This window comes from Microbacterium sp. F51-2R (assembly GCF_052180235.1).
In the GTDB taxonomy this organism is placed as follows: domain Bacteria; phylum Actinomycetota; class Actinomycetes; order Actinomycetales; family Microbacteriaceae; genus Microbacterium.
In genome coordinates this window covers 2,903,252-2,921,727 of sequence record NZ_CP197470.1, presented here as the reverse complement: position 1 = coordinate 2,921,727, position 18,476 = coordinate 2,903,252, and the positions used below count along the sequence as shown (strand labels likewise).

The following is an 18,476-nucleotide window of genomic DNA, read 5'->3' as shown; positions in this document are numbered from 1 at the left end:
GAGCGCGGGGAACGGGGACGGATGCCGCGCCCCGCCGCCGCCCGCAAGGTCAGCCGGTCAGCGCGAGCGTGGCGAGGAGCGCGACCGCGCCCACCACGACGAGCGCCGCGATGACGGCCGCGATGAGCAGGCGGCGGCGGCGCCGGGCGCGGGTGAATGCCTCCACCGCGGCGGTGTCGACGAACTCCTGCGGGGCGCGTTCCGGGCGCGGGGCACGCTCGACGCGGACGGGGTCGGTCGCGCGGGGCCGGTAGATCGCGTCGGCGGGCTCGGGATCCCGCGCAGCGCGCGCGGACGCGGACGCGGACGCCGGGCCGGCGGTTGCGGCGAGGTCTGCGTCCGTCGCCAGGCCGGCCGAGGGTGGCGGGGGCATGGCGCCGCGCTGCGGCGCGGGGGTCTGCCGCCCGGCGTCGGGGGACGCGGCATCCGTCGCCCGCTCTGCACGCGCGGCGGCGCGCCGGCGGGACTCGCGCCGGACGACCATCGTCGAGCCGTCGTCGGGATCGGCGGCCGCGTCGGTGAGGGGCTGATCGTCGTCGGAGCGCGGGGGCGTCCCGGCGCGGCGAGGCCCGGGACCGGAGTCGCGCGGCGGCGCGGCGGACGGGCGCGGGGCGGATGCCGCGGGCCGATGCCCGCCTGAGGGGCGCGGCATCGGCGAGCCGCCGGGGATCGTCGCATCGAGGTCGGGCTCTACGGTGCGGCCGCGGCGCGGCGAGAGCGCGGTGCGATCGTCGGGGGCGGCGCGCGGCAGCCGGACGGTTCCTTCGTCGAGGTCGGGGTCGGCGGCGCCCGGTTCGTCGTCGCGGGGGGTGCTCACGCGTCGCTCCGGCTGAGCGACACCTCCGCGTCACCGAGGAGGAACCTCTCCCCCGCCTCCGTCTCTTCACCGGGGGTCGCCGCGACCTCGGTGCCCATGAGCGTCGAGAAGAGCACGCCGTTCGTCGAGGCGAGGTCGGTGATGTACCACTTGTCGTCGCGCAGCTGCAGTCGCGCGTGGGTCTTCGATATCGTGCGGGTGTCGTCGTCGAGGGCGACCAGCTGCGCGCCCGGGAACCCGGGGTCGGCGGACGGGCGACGGCCCAGCAGCACGACGTCGGAGGTCAGCGGGATGCGCGTGCCCGTCGGATCGACGAGGGTCCACGCGGTGCGCTTGCGCCGGGCGACGATCGTCGCGTCGAACTCGTCATCCTCAGGGATGTGCGGGCGCGTGTGCAGCGCCGACACCGACGCCAGCGCCGAGCGGGGGCCGCCCGCGTCGGGAGCGCCCGCGATCGCCGAGACGGGGCCCGACGTCTCGGGGAACGCCTCGCTCTCGCCGGGCATCGGTGAGGGCGCGGGGGCCCAGGGCTCGCGCATGGCGGCGGCGGGCGCCGCGGCCGGCACGCTCGTGACGGGTGGCTCGTCGGTGGAGTCGTCGAGATCGGGCACCGCGCGCCGCGGAGCGGCCGAGAAGGGTCCGGGTTCGTCGGCGGGCGGCACCGCGCGCCGCGGAGCGGCCGACACGGGGGCGGGGGCGCCGGTCACGGCATCCGTCACCTCGCCCGTCGCCGAGGCGCCGCCGAAGTCGACGTCCCAGGAGGGCTCGTCGCCGGGCGCGTCGGCGTCGTCGTCGTCATCCCAGTCGGGCATGGCGGCCGCCGCGTCCGCCGCGCTGCTGCGGCGAGGGGCCGACGAGACGGGCGCGGCGATCCCGGGCTCGTCGTCGAGGTCGTCGGCGTCGTCGGGGGCGTCCGCGACGGGCGCCGCCGGAACAGCCGGCGCCGTGAAGACCGGCCGCGCGGGCGCGGGGGCATCGGCGAACGTGGGCGTGGAGTCGACCGGGACGGACCGGTCGGCTCCGACCTGGTCGGTACCGGGAAGGTCGGCGGCGGGAAGATCGGCGGCGGGTTGGGAGGAGCGGACCGGCTCGGGGCGTACCGCGTGCGGCGGGAGCGGGGGCGGCGTCCAGCCTGCGGCCGGAGCGGCGGGCACGGGCGACGCCGACCCGGCAACGGGTGCCGGTGCGGCGGCCGGGGCAGGGGCGGCGGGCGCGGCGAGCCCCGGAGCAGCAGCAGCCGGGAAGGCCGGCGCGGACGGCGGAGCAGGAGGGGTCGCAGCCGCCGGCGGCAGGCCGTAGGCCGGCGGCGGAACGAGAGGCGCGAAGGTCGTCGTCGCGGGGTTCGCGTCGGCGGGACGCATCGACGGCGGCGCGTCGGCGTACGACGAGCGCAGCGGCCCGCGGACGGCCTCCTCACGCCCGAGCCAGCGGGCGGAGCCGAAGCCCAGGACCGTCGCCCAGACGGGGAAGAGGAACCACGCGAGCACCGTCATCCCCGCCCCGTGGCCGAACGCGACGTTGATGCGGTACACGGCGATGATGAGGGCGATCCAGCCGATGATCGGGATGATGAACAGCAGCACGAGCCAGCCCGAGAGGCCGCCGAGGCGCAGCAGGACGACCACGTTGAGGATCGGCACCCACGCCTTCCAGCTCTCCTCGCCGCTCTTGCGGAAGACGGCGGCCAGCGCGATCGCCGTCCACACGTAGAAGAGCAGCGCCGTCAGCACGAAGGCCACGCCGAGCGTGATCGCGTTCCACAGTTCGAGGTTGGTCATGACGTGGTGTGCGCGCGCTGGGCGGCGCCGCGCTGCCCCCTTCCGGCGGTGCGCTCCCTGCGCCCCTTCGTCGGGGCCAGAGGACGGATGAACGATCTCAACGATACGGTCGCGAGGACCCGGCGCCAGAACCCGTTCTCGCGGGCGAGTCGCCGGCGCTCCTCGTCGACGATCCTCCAGAACTCATCAGCCTCGTCGAGGGTCGTCGTGCCGCCGGCGAAGACGGCGCGGTCGGCGTGCTCGGCGAGCAGGGGGCCGGAGTCCGTCCCGTAGGCCGCGGCGATCTCGGAGCGCGTGAGCGCACGCGGTGCGCCGCGGCCCGCGTCGACCGCGGCATCCACGTATTCGTCCCATCCGCCCGCGACCCGCACCGCGGGGGCGCCCTGCGTGCGGCGACCGCGCCGGCGGACGGCCTTGGCTGCCACGATCGCGATGAACGGACCGAGCGCGAGGGCGAGGATCGCGGCCACGATGCCCGAAGTGCGAAGGATCGGCCAGAGCCACGCGAGGTCGGCACCGGCGTCGGTCTGCACGTCGTCGTCGGCGCCCGAGTCCTCCTGCACCGGGTCGGGCGGGAGCACCTCCTCGACGGAGTCGGGACGCACTTCGGTGACGTTCTCGGGGTCGCGCTGCTCGGTCACCTCGAGGCTCGGCGTGTCGGCGTACTGCGGCGACGCGTCGACGGGGATCCACTCCCCCGCGTCATCTTGCACTTCGGCCCACGCCGCGATGTCCTGCGCGCGGCAGACGCCCTCGTCGCACGTCGCGACGCCGGGGTCGCTCGAAGACAGCCGCGCTCCGACGACCACGCGCGAGGGAAAGCCCAGCTCGCGCGCGATGAGGGCGGCGGCGACGGCGAACTGCTCGTCGTCGCCGATGCCGGCGACATAGTTTCCGGATGCCTCGGCCCGCGGATCCGTCTCGCGCTCGAGGAGCCTCGTGAACAGGGCGTCGATGCGCGCGAGCGAGTGACCCGAGGCGCTCGGCTGCGGAGCGTAGCCGGAGAGCGAGGACGCCCACAGCGGCACCTCGCCCTCGCGGAGGAGCCCGTGACTGAGGTATCCGCGCTCGCGGAGCAGTTCGACGAGGCCCTTGAGCGCCGCGCCGTCCGACCCCGTCTTGTGGCGCTCGACCCACGTCGCGAGACTCTCGGGCACCTCGGCGGAGGAGTCGACGCCTCCCGGCGCCGTGATCGTCGTCAGCTCGGGAAGGCGTGGCTCGACCGAGCGGATGACGTACGAGTCGCCCCGCTCGAACCCGGTCCCGGCGGTCTCGACGCCGGCGGCCGCCTCGGCGCTGTAGTAGAAGCTGTCGGCGAGGGCCGCAGCGCGGTCGCCGGCGAAGTCGACCGACTGCAGCCGGCCGACCGTCGGCATCCAGATCCCCTGCAGGCCCTCGATCGAGATCTTCGTGCGCAGCGGCTTGCCCTCGCCCGCGTCGAGCGCCGACGGCACACGCACGAACCGGGCGTCGTCGACGGAGTCGGAGCCGCCGGCGCGGAACACCTCGCCGTCGTAGCTGTCGAGGGTCGCGAGGCGGATGCGCGAGGGCGAGCCGGCCTGCGGATCCACACGGAAGAGCACCTCGTCGGCCCGGTCGTCGGCGAAGAGCGCCCGGTACGAGGAGAGGGGGCTCACCTCGGCGGCGAGGTCGATGTCGGGGCCGAACGCGGAGCGCAGCACATCGCGATCGGCGCCGCGCGCGGCGTAGGGCACGACGACGGCGCCGACTGCGACGGCGACGACGAGCATGACGGCGCCCAGCGCGCCGCGACGGCGATCGGCGCGCGTGGGACGGCGCGAGATGCGCACGCCGCTCGAGGTCGCCGCCCGCTGGAGCGCCCGGACGCGCTCCTCGCGATTGCGCCACGCGAGCCACAGGAGCGTCGCGACGAGCGCCGAGATGCCGATCGCCGTCTCGACGGGCGCGTAGAGCGTCACGGGGCCGAGGCCCAGCGGAGCGCTCGTCTCGGTGCGGCCGAAGAAGAGCCCGAACGCCGTCATGCCGAGCCCGATGGGAGCCGCGGCGTAGGCGACGCGATCCTCGCGCCACGACAGCAGGAGTGCCCCGCACGTCCCGACGAGGAAGACCACGAGCGCGGGGACGAGCAGGTTGCGGTACGTGCCCACGGGGAGGTCGACCGTCACGAGGTCTTTCCACGCGAGAGCGAGGCCGGCGCCGAGGTCGCCGAGACCACGCAGCCACTCCAGCGGGCCGCCGAGCCGCGAGGGGGCCGCGAGCGGAACCCCGATGACGAGGAACGCGACGGCGACGGCGAGCGCCGTCATCCATCCGTCCCACCGCCGGACGCGGGCCGCCCCGGCGATCCCGGCCGCGACGACCGCCGCGACGGTCACGAGCAGCAGGAACCACGCGGAGCGGTAGATCGGCCACGCGGCGACCGCGGAGACGACGACGATCGCCGCGACGAAGAGCGAGCCGGCGACGATGCGCGGGGCGGAATCGGCCCGTACGCGACGCGCGCGAGGGGTGCCTGCGGCGGACGTGGTCATGACGTCGCTCCGCGCAGGAGGAGGCCCGACAGGTCGTCGAGCGTGCCGACAGTGAGCACCGTGAGGCCCGCGACGGGCTGCATGCGGGGGTGCGCCCGCTCGTCGCAGATGACGGCGACGACGGCGGTGTCGGACGGGAAGGCGAGGGCGGCCTGCCTCAGGCGGGTGAGCGAGACGGCCGATCCCACGACGACGAAGGCGATCGAGAGGCGTTCGTTGGCCTCGGCGGCGAGGCGGCAGACGTCTTCGATCGGCATCGTGTTCTCGATCAGGCCGATGCCGCTGAACCCGTCGAGCATGGGGCGGGGGGCCGGCGCGGGGATCCGCTGGATGGCGCGCAGCCTCCCGCGGATGACGCGCGGCACCTCGGAGCCGGCGACGATGTCGAGATCGCGGTCGTCTCGCACGGCGCGCAGGCCCAGGGATGCCGCGCACGAGACCGCGAGCTCGAACTCGTCGGCGTCGGCGTACTCGGCCTGGGCGATGGCCAGCACGATCGCCATGCGCGAGCGCCGCGACTCCTCGTACTGCCGGACCATCAGCTGTCCGGTCTTGGCCGTCGACTTCCAGTGGATCTGCCGCCGCGAATCGCCCGGCGCGTATTCGCGGATCGCGTGGAACGACATGTCGGCGTCCACGAGCCGGCGGGTCGGCGACCCCTCCAGGTCTCGGATGAGCCCCGCGCTCGTGGACGGCACCGTCGTCGTGCGGGGGTGGACGTACAGCGCGTGCACGTCGTCGAAGGCGTGCTCGCGGCGCAGGAGTCCGATGGGGTCGCTGCGGACCGTGGTAGCCGGTCCCACCCGCACGATTCCGCGACGGAGATCGGGGATGTCGAGGGGCTGCGCGATCGTGTGACCGGGGAGCAGGAGCGGCACGCCGAATTCCACGAGGCCGGAGCCCACGGGGATGTCGATGCGGCCGGGAAGAGCGAGGCGGCTGCCGTGGTTGCGCACGACGATCTCGCCCACGACCCCCTGGCCTGCGACGACGCGCTCGTGCGCGAGGGTCAGATCGACGTCGTACGCCCGCGCGCCGAAGAGGAACGGGACGGCCATGACGAGGAGGACGAGCGCGATGACGCCCGCGACCATCCACTCGACCCAGCCGAACGCGAGGCCGAGGATAAGGCCCGCCGACGCGGCGGCGGCGATCAGCACGCCCGCGGGGCGCACGGTGCGCGCCGACCAGGCCGCCGCGGCCGTGATGCCGCGGCCCGCGGCCCGCGAGGCATCCGTCGCCCAGACGACCGCCCGCACGAGGGCGCGCCCCCGCGTGACGGGCGCCACGGTGCGCGTCGTGGCTCCCGCCGTCGAGGACAGCGTCGCCGCCGAGGTCCGCGTGAGACGGGCCTCGATCGTGTCGACCCCGCCCCGCCGAGAGCCGCCGGTGCTCATACGGCCTCGCGGCGCGTGGGCGGCGGCACGTCGAGGAGCACCTGCCCGATGACGGCCTCCTGCGTGACGCCGTCGAACTCGGCCTCGGGGTGGAGGATCAGGCGGTGCGAGAGCACGGCGACCGCGAGCGACTTGACGTCGTCGGGCGTCGCATACGTGCGGCCCTGCGCGGCGGCACGCGTGCGCGCGGCGCGCGTGAGGGCGAGGGCGCCGCGGATGCTGACGCCCAGCCGCACCTCGTCGGCCGACCGGGTGCCGTCGACGAGGCGCGCGATGTAGTCGAGCACGAGGGCGTCGACGTACACGTCGGCGGCGAGATCGGCCATGCCGACCAGGGCCTGCGGAGTGATGATCGGCGCCAGTTCGGCCGTCGCGATGGCCGCTCCGTCGAGGATGCGGACCGTCGAGGCGTGGTCGGGGTAGCCGAGCGACGTGCGCATCATGAAGCGGTCGAGCTGGGCCTCGGGGAGGCGGTAGGTGCCGGCCTGCTCGACGGGGTTCTGCGTCGCGAGCACGAGGAAGGGCACGCCGACCTGGCGCGAGACGCCGTCGATCGTGACGCGGCCCTCCTCCATGACCTCGAGGAGTGCGGACTGCGTCTTCGGGCTCGCGCGGTTGATCTCGTCGGCGAGCACGATGTTGGCGAACACCGGGCCGGCGTGGAACTCGAACTGGCCCGTCTTCTGGTCGTACACGGTGATGCCCGTGATGTCGCCCGGCAGGAGGTCCGGGGTGAACTGGATGCGTGTGTTGGTGCCCTTGACGGACTGCCCCATGGCGCGCGCGAGCGAGGTCTTGCCCGTCCCGGGCACGTCCTCGAGCAGGACGTGGCCGTCGCTGAGCATCGCGGTGAGCACGAGCTCGACGACGTGCCGCTTGCCAAGGACGGCGCGCTCGACGTTGTCGGCGATCTGCGAGAACGTCTGGGCGAACCAGGTCGCCTGCTCCTGCGTGAGGGTCATGGATGCTGTCCTTCTGGGGGCTCGGAACGGAAGGTCTTCAGGGCGTGGGGTCGGGGGTCGGCTGCGCGTCGTTGGGCGCGCACGCGGCGCCGAAGCTCGCCGAAGCGTCGGCGAGGCCCCATCCCTGCGCCGTCCAGCTCACCGTGACGCGGATGCCCTCGACCCGCACGGCGCCCTTGGGCACCTCCCACGTGTCGGCGGTGTGCGGCAGGACCTTGCCGTTCTTGTCGTAGTAGGTGAGGTTGCCGTTGCCGAAGGTGATGGCGGCCTTGCCGTCGGTCGACGTGCCACGGGGCGACAGCTTGCCGCCGCCCGTGCAGGCGTTGTCGGCGCTCCAGTTCGCCTGCACCTGGTAGGGCGCACTGCCGGCGGCCGGCACGACGGTGGCCCACGGGGTCGCGGTCCCCCACCAGTCGTGAACGTAGCGCACCTGGATGCCGGGATCGCGGCCGAAGACCCCCGTCGGGAAGCCCGTCATCTCGACGTGGTTGCGGTTGGGCACCTTCTCCGTCGACGTCGGCTGCTGCTGGATCGTCCACTCCGCACGGCCGTCGCCGACGTTCGCGCGATCGGCCACGACGAAGGTCCAGCCCTTGGGCGCCTTGCCGCTCTGCACGGCGCGGACGCTCGCCGAGAACGAGTTCGCGCCGTACGACCGGCCGTCGAACCACGACTCGACGCACATCGTGAAGGTGTACTCGTCACCGTCCGCGAGGCCCGGGAAGGTCGCCGTGGCGCCGTCGGCGGAGGTCTGGCAGCGCTTCCCGTCCTGCACGATGCCGTACCGCAGCGACGAGCCGTCTCCGTTGAGCGCCGCCGAGGCGCGCGCCGTCACCGTCGAGGTGCCGTCGCCCATCGACTCCGAGCTGAGGGCGAGGTTCGGGCTGAGCGGGGCCCCGATGCCGTTGCCCCACACCGTGGTCGCCGCGCCCGAGGCGCTCCCGCCGAGACCCGGCGGGAGGGTGAAGCGGGAGTACGGCGTGATCGTGATGGGCGAGGAGGAGTTCGTGCCGATGCGGTACGAGCCGACCTCGGCGGTGTCCTGCCCGGGGCGGAGCGGAACGCGGACCGTCTCGCCGTTGGGGCTCGTGATCTCGATGCCGCCGGTCTGCCCCGTGTCGAGCCCCGAGATCGACAGCGAGACGACGCCGCCGTCGCCGTTGGTGACGACGGGCGCGACGACGACGGTCGCGGGGGCGCCCGGCGCGGCATACGCCCACGCGACGGTGCTCACCCGCGAGCGCGACTCGCCGACGGAGTTGACCGCCGCGGCCTCGTACGTGCGCTGCTCGCCGTTGGGCGCGGTGATCGGCGGGCACGAGCCGTCGGCCGAGCAGCGCGCGACCTCCTGGCCGTTCGAGCGCACGACGAAGCCCGAGAGCGACGGGTAGGCCAGGCGCGCCTCGCCCGCGTCGACGCGCAGCGTCAGCGTGCCGTCGCCGTAGGCGGTCTGCCGCAGCGCCGCGGGCGCCTTCGGGTAGCCGAGCAGATCGAGGAGGATCCGCCCGTCGCGCTCGGCGTTCGTCCGCCGGCCCTGGGCGTCCTTGACCGAGAACGCGGCGCTGCACGTGGCGCCCGGGGCATCCTGCGACCAGGAGGCGACGACGGATGTCGCGGACGCGACCTGGAAGCTCACTCCGGCGCATGCGCCGGTCGGCCGCACCTCCACGACCTCCAGCGGCGTGCGGGGGAGCGGGTTGACCTCGCCGGATGCCCCGATCACCTGGATCGTGCACGACGAGCCCGATGCCTGCGAGCACTGCTGCGAGGCCGAGCCTCCCTGCGGGAGGGTCGACGGCGCCGCGCCGACCCGCAGGATGAGGCGCGCCGGTGCGACGGCGTTGTGGCTCGTGACGCGGATGACCGCGGCATCCTCCGCTCCGGGCACCGCGCGATCGGCGCCCACGATCGTGAGCGTCGAGCCGGACTGCGTGATCTGGAAGGCCGGGCCCGAGTAGTCGACGGCGTACTGGATGTCGCCCCAGCCCTCGCGCAGCTGCCACGTCGTCATCTGCGCGAGGTCGAACGTCGCCGTCTCGCCCGGACCCACCGTGAGCGAGGCGGGGTGCAGCTCCGGCTGCGGGTCGAGCGCGAGCACGACGATCGGCACCGAGAGGTAGGTCCAGTCATCCTGGCCCGCGACCCGCACGGGCACCTGGCAGGCGTCGGCCCACGGCGCACCCGACCCCGCGGTGTAGCGCACCGTCGTGCCCGACTCGAGGGTGCAGGATGCCTCGGCCCGGGCTCCCGACGCGCGCACCTCGTCGCCCACCTCGAGCCGCACGCCCGGCGGTCGCGCGACGAGGGAGGCCATGTCGAAGGCAACCGACTCGAGCTCGGTCACGCTGGGCGTCTCGGCGCCGGACTTCAGCGCGAGCGAGAGGTCGTCGTCTCCGGGGACGCGGAGGAAGGCGTAGGTCGTGACGGGGCCGGACGTGCCCTCGCCGGTCACGGCGAACGGGATGATGCGCGTCGTCTGCGGGAGGGCGCCGCTGATCTTGCGGCCCTTCACCGAGACGCCTGCCGGGTCGCCCCACAGCGAGATCTCGAGGTCGTCGACCTCCCCGCCCGACCACGTCGCCTTGCCGCCGACGACGTCGACGCCCTTCACGAAGTCGTCGCGGTTCTCCACCGTCAGGACGGTGTCGGCGACGACGGGGTAGTCGGGAACGCTCTCGCGCACGACCTTGACGACGATGAGACCGCGGCCGGTGTTGCCCGAGCTGGAGGCGACGTCGTAGAGGAACGACATCGTCGTCGGCTCGGTGCCGGCGTCGATGACGACCGTCGTGTCGGACTGCGACCGGACCATCCCGTCGATGCGGGTGTACTCGGCGTTGCGCGACCCGTCGACGAGGAACTCGGGGAGGTCGGGGCGCACATCCTGGAGGGTCAGTTCGCCCAGCGTCGGATCGATGTCATTCGAGAGCGGACTCACGCGGATACGGCTGTCGGCGCCGGCCTGCACCTGCACGTAGTCGGTGAACGTGATGGGGCTGGGGTTGGCCTGCCCGTCGAGCACGCCGATGCGCACGGTCCCCTCGCCGGTCTCGCCGAACGCGTCGACGACGCGGTAGCGGAACGAGACCTGACCGCGGTAGCCCGGGACGCTGGTGTACTGGATCGACGTTCCGTCGGCCGTGATCGTCGCCGCACCGCTGCCTGGCTGGCTCATGATCCGGTCGAGGGTCACGACGTCGCCGTCGGGGTCCATGCCGAAGCCGTCGAACTCGATGACGGTCGACCCGCCGCTGAGGACGCGTCCCTCGAGCGTCTCGGGCAGCGGCGCGCGGTTGGCGTCGTCGGGGAGGACGTGGATGCGCACGTCCGCCGTGTCGGCGAGCACGGGCGCACCTGTCGTGTAGACGGAGTACTCGATGCCGTAATCGCCGGGCTCGGACGGTGCGAGGTAGCGGAGCACATCGCCCGACGCGAAGGCGAGGGCGTCCGGGCTCGACGAGACGACGGAGGCGGGGTTGAGCACCGGGCGGCCGCCCGCCGGGGCGATGTCGTTGTCGAGCACGGGGATGTCGACCTGCGACCCCGCGCGCACGACGACGGTGTCGTCGACGGCGATCGGCGCGAGCTCGGGTGCGGGGGGCAGGAGGTAGACGGTCGCCTCGCCCTGCACGCTCGCCCCGCGGTCTTCCGTGCCGTCGCTCACCGTGTACGTCACGGTGCCGAGGCGCCCGGCCGCGCCGGAGGCGGTCGTGCCTGAGATGCGGAGGTAGTTCTGACCCACGGCGTCGACGGAGAGGGACGCCCCGTCGTCGGCCCGCGCCGTGACGTCGCTGAGCAGCAGCACGCGGCGGGTCGGGTTGGACACGGCGGCGAACACGTCGAGGGTCGCGTCCTCCTGGGGGCGGACGAACGCGACGACGGGCGATGTGGCGAGCTCGGGCGGGGCATCGGCGGCGAGGAGCGTGATGCGCGCGGTGCCGTCGGCGTCGCTCACGCCGTCGGTCACGGTGAAGCCGACGCGGAAGGTTCCGGGGGCCTGCGAGGAGAAGTCGAAGGTGGTCGTCCCCCCGATGACGGTCGCCGTCGCGGCGGCTTCGTCCAGGACGCGCACCGACTCGAGCGTCACGGCGCCGGCCGTGCCCGTGACGTGGGGCGCGACGTCGACCGTGAGGCCCGCGTCGATCGAGTCCACGACGGCGAAGGACTGCACCTCGAGCCGCGGCTCTGGCGACACGCGGATGACGAGGGGCTTGGTGGAGGTCTGCCCGAGCGTGTCCGACACGGTGACGGCGAGCTCGACGAGCTCCTCGCCGCCCTGGCCGTTGTCGGCGTGCTGGTAGACGACGTCCCCGGCGGGGGTCGAGGCGACGCTGCCGATACCCGACGTGTTCTCGACCGAGAGGAGGAGGAACGGGTCGCCCTCGGGATCGACCCAGCCGGGCAGCACGGGCACCGTCACCGTGCCGCCGCGCGAGACCTCGGGCTCGGGCCAGGGGACGAGGCATCCGTCGACACCACACCAGGAAGGGGCGCTGTCGACCCCCTCGGGGGCGACCGTGATCGTCACGCTCGCGGGATCGGACCGCAGGCCGTCGGCGGTCGTGCCGTCCGTCACGGCATAGGTGAAGGTCGCCGAGCCCGTCGCCTCGGGCGAGACGCGCACGGTCATGCGCTGCCCGTCGTCGGTGATCGAGACGGCGCCGAAGCCGGGGTCGAGGCCGGTGACCGACGTGGGGTCGATCGAGAGGACGTCCTCGTTGGGGTCGTGGTCGTTCATGAGCACGGGCAGGGTCGCGAGACTCCCCGCACGCACCCCGAACGCGTCGGCCTCGGCGATCGGCGGCTTCGGATCGATCATGATCGTCAGCTGCTCTTCGCTCGGCTGCGAGTCGGGGTTGGTCTTCTCGTCGAGCGACCAGTCCTGGCTGGAGGGGACGAGCCGTCCGTCCGGGACGGTCCACACCCAGCCCGAGCGCGTCTCATTGAGGATGACGGCCTGGTCGCTCGCGACGAACATGGGGCGCCGGTCGTCGCCGAGATCCTCGCCGCCGTAATCCAGGTCGGTGGTCTGATCGGATGCCGAGTCCCACAGCACCCCGCCGGTGCCGCCCTGCGGCAGCCAGCCGGCGTACACCACCCCGTCGTGCACGACGGGCTTGGCGGGCGTCCCCACGACCGTCGAGCCGACGCCCACGACGTCGCTGACCTCGCCGCCGTCGACGGCGATGCGCATGAGGCCCGTCTCGTCGGCGATGTACACGGCCGCACCCGACGGATCGGGCTCGCCGACGACCGACGAACCCGTCGTCCCGGCCGAGATCGCGGCATCCGCCCCCCGGAGCCACACGTCGCCGTCATCGGTGTCGACGACCGCCCACGTGTCGCCGGCCGCCGTGATGGCGGGCGTCGTGATGCCCTCGACGTCGAGCACGTCGCGGCCCTTCACGTCGGAGGCGGCGATGTCGTAGCGCAGCACCGAGCCGTCGGCGCGCGAGTAGCTGAAGAGGATGCCGCGCGCGTCGACGGCGATGGCGTCGGCGGCGTACTGCGGCGCGTTCTCGTCGTCGGAGGGGAACGGATCGAGCTGCGTCGAGTCGCCCGTCGAGAGACGGCCGACGAAGACCGCGCCCGAGTCGGTGCGGTAGGCGACGAAGTCGCCCGAGGTCGCGACGTCGGTCGTGCCCGCCGGGGTCGAGGGAGAGCTTCGCAGCGACTCCTCGTCGAGATCGACGGGCATCACGGGGTCGATCTTCGTGAGCTTGGAGAAGCTGTCGGAGAAGAGGAAGGCGCCGTCGGAGGTCTGTGCGACCTCGCTGGGGTTGGTGATGCTGCGGACGGTGTCGAGCTCGCCGACTGTCGTGTTCACGCGCGCGTAGCGCCGCCCGTCACCGGTCTGCAGCGCCCAGACCGACGTGTCGACCTCGGGGGTCTCCTGCGCGTCGAGCCCCGGCCAGACGACGCTCGCGGTGATGACCAGGCACAGCACGGCGATCGCCGCGCTGATGCCGGCGATGGTCCGGCGGCGCATTCAGAGCACCCCCGTGACGAAGAGCGCGCCCAGGACGGCGCCGATGCCGGCGACCGCGGCGATGCCCGCGATGACCCACGGCAGGGCCCGCGAGCGGGGCACGGGGCTCGCCGAGATGTCGGTGTCCTCGTCGCGGGCGAGGCTCGCGACGCCGGCTTCCGGACGGGTCTTGCGACGCCCCTCGTGGTCGACGTGGCTGCGGGCCGCGCCGCGCATCGTCGAGTCGGCGAAGTCGACGGGGGCGGATGCCGGGGCCCACTCCTCGGCGGGCATCTCCAGCGCCGTGGGCGAGATGCCGAGATCGGCCTGCACGCTGCGGAGGGCCTCGGCGAACTCGCGTGCCGAGGCGTAGCGCCGGGCGGATTCGCGGCTCATCGAGCGCGCGAGGACGTCCTGGAGCGCCGCCGGCACATCGGCGCGCGCGATCGGCGTGTAGCTCGCCCGCGCGATCCGGCGGCGCAGCTGCTCCTTCGTGTTCTGCCCGCGCTCACGCCTCTCGAACGGGCTGTGCCCCGCGAGAAGCGAGTAGACGGTCGCGCCGAGGCTCCACACCTCGCTCGCGACCGTGCCGGCGGTCTGCTCGGCGACGACCTCGGGGGCGCTCCAGGGGATCGACATCGCGAGCACCTCGTCGGCCGTCGCGCGGGCGAGCGAGGACGAGATGCCGAAGTCGGCGAGCACGGGGGCGCCGAAGGTCGTCACGAGGATGTTGCTCGGCTTGACGTCGCGGTGCACGAGCCCGGCACGGTGGGCGGACTCGAGGGCGCTCGCCATCTTGACGCCGATCTCGAGCACCTCGGCGACCGGCAGGCGCTCGAGGCGGTAGCGCTGGGCGAGGGAGCCCGGGCAGAACTCCATGACGATGTAGGGGCGCCCGTCTGCGGAGATGCCGGCCTGGTAGACGGTGACGATCGAGGGGTGCGCCGACAGGTGCGCGAGCACGTCGGCCTCGGCGTTGAACATGCGCCGCAGCTCGGGGTCGCGCACATCGCTCGGCAGCACCTTGACCGCGACGTCGCGGCGGGGCATGTCCTGCTCGTAGAGGAAGACGTCGGCGAATCCGCCGGATCCGAGGGGGCGGATATAGGTCAGCCCCGGGAGGATGGGAGGCGCCGATGGCAGGCGTGTGGCCACCCGTTCCTCCCCCGTGTCTCGACCCGCGTCCGAGAGTGCGCCCGCACCGCGCACTCAAACCGGCTCATGCTAACAAACCCCCCTGAGCCACCCCTCCAGACCGGGCGGGTCGGGGAGGGATCAGAGGGCGGGAGGGTCGTTGGGGTCGAAGGGCACGTCGAGCGACTTCGTCAGCTCCTGCAGCATCGCCTCGATCTGCGGCTCGACGTACTGCGTGATCGCGGCCTGGATGCGCAGGCGGTGGTGGAGCAGGATCGTGCACACTTCGCGGCCCACCATGTTGGCGTAGTCGTCGGCGAGGCCGACCTCCTGCCGGAGGGCCGCCTTCGCGTCGTCGCTGAGGGGAGGAAGATCCGGGATGCCGGCATCCGCCTCCTCCGCGAGCCCTGAGATCGTGAAGAGGAACGGCGCCCCCGGGATCGGGTCGGGGTCGAGCGGCAGCCCCTCGTACTCCGGCTCGAGGCCCTCGCCGGGACGATAGCTGCGGGCGCGGTTGCGGGCGGCCTGCTGGTCGAGCTCGCCCTGGAGCATCGGGAGGTTGCGCGCGGTGTACTCCGCGACGCTGTGGTCGACGATCGTCTTGATCCGCGTGGAGAGTCCGTGCTGCACGCCGTGCGGGACGTCGGAGCCGAGACCGGCCGCCGAGAGGATGGGCGATCCGAAGCAGCGGCGGCACGGGGCGACGCGTCCGCGGTGCGTGGCGGGCTCCCACCGGGGAAGCCACTTCAGCCAGGCGTCCACCGCCTGGCTGACCTGGGTCTCGAGCGACCGCTCCACGGCGTCCACCGTATTACGCCGGACGCCCGAAGACCCTGATGCGACGCACTATTCGTCGTCCGGGTCCTCCCATGGCCACCGCGGCCGCCGGGCATTCGTGCGCACGAGAGCGACTGCGGCCCACGCGCAGGCGAAGGCGGCGAGGGCGATGACGAGGCCGAACCACGACGTGACGACCGCCCCCGCGGCGCCCGCCGCGGCGGCGAGGTCGGCTCCGGTGACGACGGCGCCGAACCACACCCCGAGCGGATAGGCGAGGAGCGTGACGACCGCGGCGAGGGCGGCGCTCCAGTACGACGGCTGCGGCCTGCGGATCGCGAGCCACACCACGAGGGCGAACGCGCCGATCGCGAAGATCGTGCCGATGACGCCGGGAACCTGGCCGAGACCCGGCACCGCGATGACGTCCTGGTCGAGCAGCAGGCTCGTGACGCCGAGTCCGCAGATGACGAGCGCGCCGAAGGCCGCCGTCACGAGTCCCAGCGCGACGAGCGGGCGGACATGCCCGTGCTCGGGCGGCCGATCAGCCGTCATGCTTCGACGTTACGTCTGCGCGCGACCGATCGGCAGTCCCGTTGACCTCCGCGACTACCGGCGGTAGAGCTGAGGACCCGCCTCGAGCGTGCGCTCGTACTCGCGCTGCGCCTCGGTGTTGAGCTCCGTCACCCGACGTCCCCGTGCGGCGACCCACGCGCCGAACCAGATCGTCAGCTCGCGGCCGATGATGAACGCGATGACCGCGAGCGGTGCGAAGAGGTTCTTCTGGATGAGGTCGAGGCCCTCGCTCGAGGTCAGGCTCCAGAACGGCGCCTGGAACAGCTCGCCGAGGATGAACCCGAACCAGCTGAAGAGCCCGACGAAGATGCCGAAGACCACCCAGTGCGCCCAGCGGCCGCGGTTGATGATGGCGCCGAGCAGCCAGAAGCCGAGGAAGAAGAGGACGACGGGCGTCCAGAACACCCACGACATGACGGCCGACGTCACCGCGTCGACGATCCCCTCGAGGCGGATGTCGCCGCGGACGAGACCGATGCCGAGCCACGCCGCGAGGAAGAGGACGGCGAAGCTCAGTGCCGCGAGCAGGCCGATCGCGCCCGCTGCACCCCGGTTGCCGCGCGCACGCGGCGGCTCGGGCGCCTGGACGAAGATCGGCTGCGGCGCTGCTGCCGCCGTGGCGGCGCCCGCTCCGACGGCGGCGCCCGCACCGGCGGCGGCGCCGTAGGGCGCGCCCTCCGAGACGGGCTCGCTCGGCGCGACCTCGGGCGCGGTGGCCGGGGTGTGAGTCTCGTAGGCGGTCGTCGCGACAGAGCCGGCGGGCGCGGGCTCTTCGTCGTACGACGCGTTGTAGGCGGCGTGGTAGGCCGCGGCATCCGTGATCTCGTCATCGGTCGAGTCCGCGACGGGCGACGATGCGACGGGCGCGTCGGCGCCGTTCACGGGTTCGGAGGCGACCGCGGGAGAGTCGGAGACGGATGCCTCGCCCTCGGCGGGACGCCCGGACACCGGCGCCGCCTCGCGACCGGCGGCCTCGGCATCCGTGAGCCCCTCGTTCGCGCTGCCGACGACGTCGTCGACGGGCCTCGGCTCTTCGACAGGGTCGCCGTAAGTCGACTTCGAGTCACTCATCGGATCCACTTCCTCACGCGAGGCACACCCCCGCACCAGCGAGGGTAGCGCGCGGGCAGGTCATGCCCACGGAGGCATGCCGCGGCGATTCGGCACCAATTCCGCGGATTCCCGGGGCTAGGGTGACGGCATGCGCCCTCGTCTCGACCGCCTCCGCCGCGCCGCGCTCGTCACCGCGGCCGCGATGACGCTCCTCGCGGGCCTCGCCGCGTGCGCGCCGGAGCCCGGTTCCGGCGCGAGCGCCGGGCCCTCCGCGACCGGCGCGGGCCCCGGCGCGACGGCCCCGGAAGAGGCGACGCCCACCCCCACTCCCACGCCGCAGGCGGAGATTCCGACCGACTGCGTCGCGATGCTGTCGGAGACGGTCGTCGCGCAGCTGTCGGGAGTGCCGCTGAACGATCCCGCGTTCGGGGTCGCGACCGGCACGCAGCCGGATGGGAGCCTCGTCTGCCTGTGGGGCGACCCGGCGGCTGACACGACGCACCTCGAGACCTCGATCACGAGGATGGACCGCGGGCCGGCGCTCGAGATGCTCAACCAGCTCGCCGACGACGTCGGCTTCACCTGCTACAACCCCGACCTCGGCACGCGCTGCGAGAAGACGTGGCCGAACGTCACCTACCCCGTCACCGACGGGCGGACGCTGTTCTGGCGCGACGGGATCCTGATCGACACGCGGTACTCGAACCTCGCCCCGACGGGCTACACGTCGGCGATCGTCGCCTCGATCTGGGGCTGACGGGCCGGCGCGACGGCTCGGAGCCGCTGCCGCTCAGCTCCAGACGAAGGTCGCCAGCCGCGTGCCGTAGAGCTCGGGCCGCCATCCGGTCTCGACGCTCGCGAGCCAGAGGCCCTCGCGCACGGCGTGCTCCTCGACGACGCCGCCCGACGAGCGCCGGCAGGCGACGCCGGTGCCGAACGGCTCGCACGCGAAGCCCTGCCCCGCCAGGGCCGCCTCGGCGACGGTCGGGGCGTCCTCCCCCACCACCGACAGGGTCGTCACGATCGTGCCGCGCGGCGCGCGCCACCCGCACGTGACGCGCACCGTCGGCTGGAGCGCGTCCACGAGCGCCGTGACCGAGGTCGCCGGCGCCGCATGCGTCTGGGAGAGCAGGGAGTCGGGCGTCCAGGCGAGCTCGCCCCACAGCTGCGAGGGGTAGAGCTTGCGGCAGTCGAGGTCGCGCGCGACGTCGAGGGCAGCCGTCGAGACGGGACCGGTGGCAGCGGCCTGCGGCCTCGAGGTCGCGGCGCGCAGCGTGTCGCCCACGAACCCCACCGTGGCGGGCAGGGCGGGCGCCGCGAGCCACGCGAGCGCGCCGACGACACCGGCGCACACCAGCCCCACAGGCCATGCGAGCCAGAGATTGCGACCGCCGATACGCGCCATGATCAGCCCCTGGCACCCAGGGTAGGCGGCGGTGCGGCGGACGCCGTCTTCGGCACGCGGATACGACGAAGGCCCCGGCGCGAGCCGGGGCCTTCG

At 73.6% G+C, this 18,476-nt stretch carries 12 protein-coding genes; 1 reads left to right on the top strand and 11 read right to left on the bottom strand.

Translation table 11 applies throughout. From position 1 onward, the window contains the following. Positions 1-49 precede the first annotated feature (49 nt). The 10 genes from ACSBPH_RS12745 to ACSBPH_RS12700 form a co-directional block, all read right to left on the bottom strand. A complete protein-coding gene (locus ACSBPH_RS12745; RefSeq protein WP_442574704.1) occupies positions 50-817 on the bottom strand; it encodes a hypothetical protein in 768 nt (255 codons plus the stop codon). Then, entirely contained in the window at positions 814-2,595 is a 1,782-nt protein-coding gene (locus ACSBPH_RS12740) for a DUF5684 domain-containing protein (protein ID WP_442574703.1), read from the bottom strand. Before ACSBPH_RS12740 ends, ACSBPH_RS12745 begins: the two co-directional genes overlap by 4 nt. Next, positions 2,592-5,108, bottom strand: a complete 2,517-nt coding sequence (locus ACSBPH_RS12735; protein WP_442574702.1) for a transglutaminase family protein — start codon at positions 5,106-5,108, stop codon at positions 2,592-2,594. The genes ACSBPH_RS12740 and ACSBPH_RS12735 overlap by 4 nt, the downstream gene beginning before the upstream one ends. Further along, positions 5,105-6,505, bottom strand: coding sequence for a DUF58 domain-containing protein (locus ACSBPH_RS12730; protein WP_442574701.1), 1,401 nt, complete (start codon positions 6,503-6,505; stop codon positions 5,105-5,107). The genes ACSBPH_RS12735 and ACSBPH_RS12730 overlap by 4 nt, the downstream gene beginning before the upstream one ends. After that, positions 6,502-7,467, bottom strand: coding sequence for an AAA family ATPase (locus tag ACSBPH_RS12725; protein ID WP_442574700.1), 966 nt, complete (start codon positions 7,465-7,467; stop codon positions 6,502-6,504). Before ACSBPH_RS12725 ends, ACSBPH_RS12730 begins: the two co-directional genes overlap by 4 nt. 37 nt (positions 7,468-7,504) lie before the next feature. After that, complete coding sequence (locus ACSBPH_RS12720; protein ID WP_442574699.1) at positions 7,505-13,456, bottom strand: Ig-like domain-containing protein; 5,952 nt, start codon at positions 13,454-13,456, stop codon at positions 7,505-7,507. Beyond that, positions 13,457-14,590 (bottom strand): serine/threonine-protein kinase, encoded by a 1,134-nt coding sequence (locus tag ACSBPH_RS12715; protein WP_442574698.1) that lies wholly within the window; start codon positions 14,588-14,590, stop codon positions 13,457-13,459. Positions 14,591-14,710: 120 nt separating this feature from the next. Beyond that, a complete protein-coding gene (locus ACSBPH_RS12710) occupies positions 14,711-15,367 on the bottom strand; it encodes a spermidine/putrescine ABC transporter substrate-binding protein (RefSeq protein WP_442574697.1) in 657 nt (218 codons plus the stop codon). Between the two features lie 48 nt (positions 15,368-15,415). After that, the gene (locus tag ACSBPH_RS12705; protein WP_442574696.1) at positions 15,416-15,901 is read right to left on the bottom strand and encodes a hypothetical protein; all 486 of its coding nucleotides are present in this window, start codon (positions 15,899-15,901) and stop codon (positions 15,416-15,418) included. A 54-nt stretch (positions 15,902-15,955) separates the two neighbouring features. Continuing rightward, positions 15,956-16,993, bottom strand: a complete 1,038-nt coding sequence (locus ACSBPH_RS12700) for an ABC transporter (RefSeq protein ID WP_442574695.1) — start codon at positions 16,991-16,993, stop codon at positions 15,956-15,958. A 130-nt stretch (positions 16,994-17,123) separates the two neighbouring features. Between ACSBPH_RS12700 and ACSBPH_RS12695 the strand changes: the two genes are divergently transcribed. Beyond that, entirely contained in the window at positions 17,124-17,732 is a 609-nt protein-coding gene (locus tag ACSBPH_RS12695; protein ID WP_442574694.1) for a hypothetical protein, read from the top strand. A 33-nt stretch (positions 17,733-17,765) separates the two neighbouring features. On the opposite strand, the gene ACSBPH_RS12690 is transcribed toward ACSBPH_RS12695, so the two are convergent. Then, on the bottom strand, positions 17,766-18,380 hold the full coding sequence (locus tag ACSBPH_RS12690; protein ID WP_442574693.1) for a hypothetical protein: 615 nt from the start codon (positions 18,378-18,380) through the stop codon (positions 17,766-17,768). Positions 18,381-18,476: the final 96 nt, after the last annotated feature.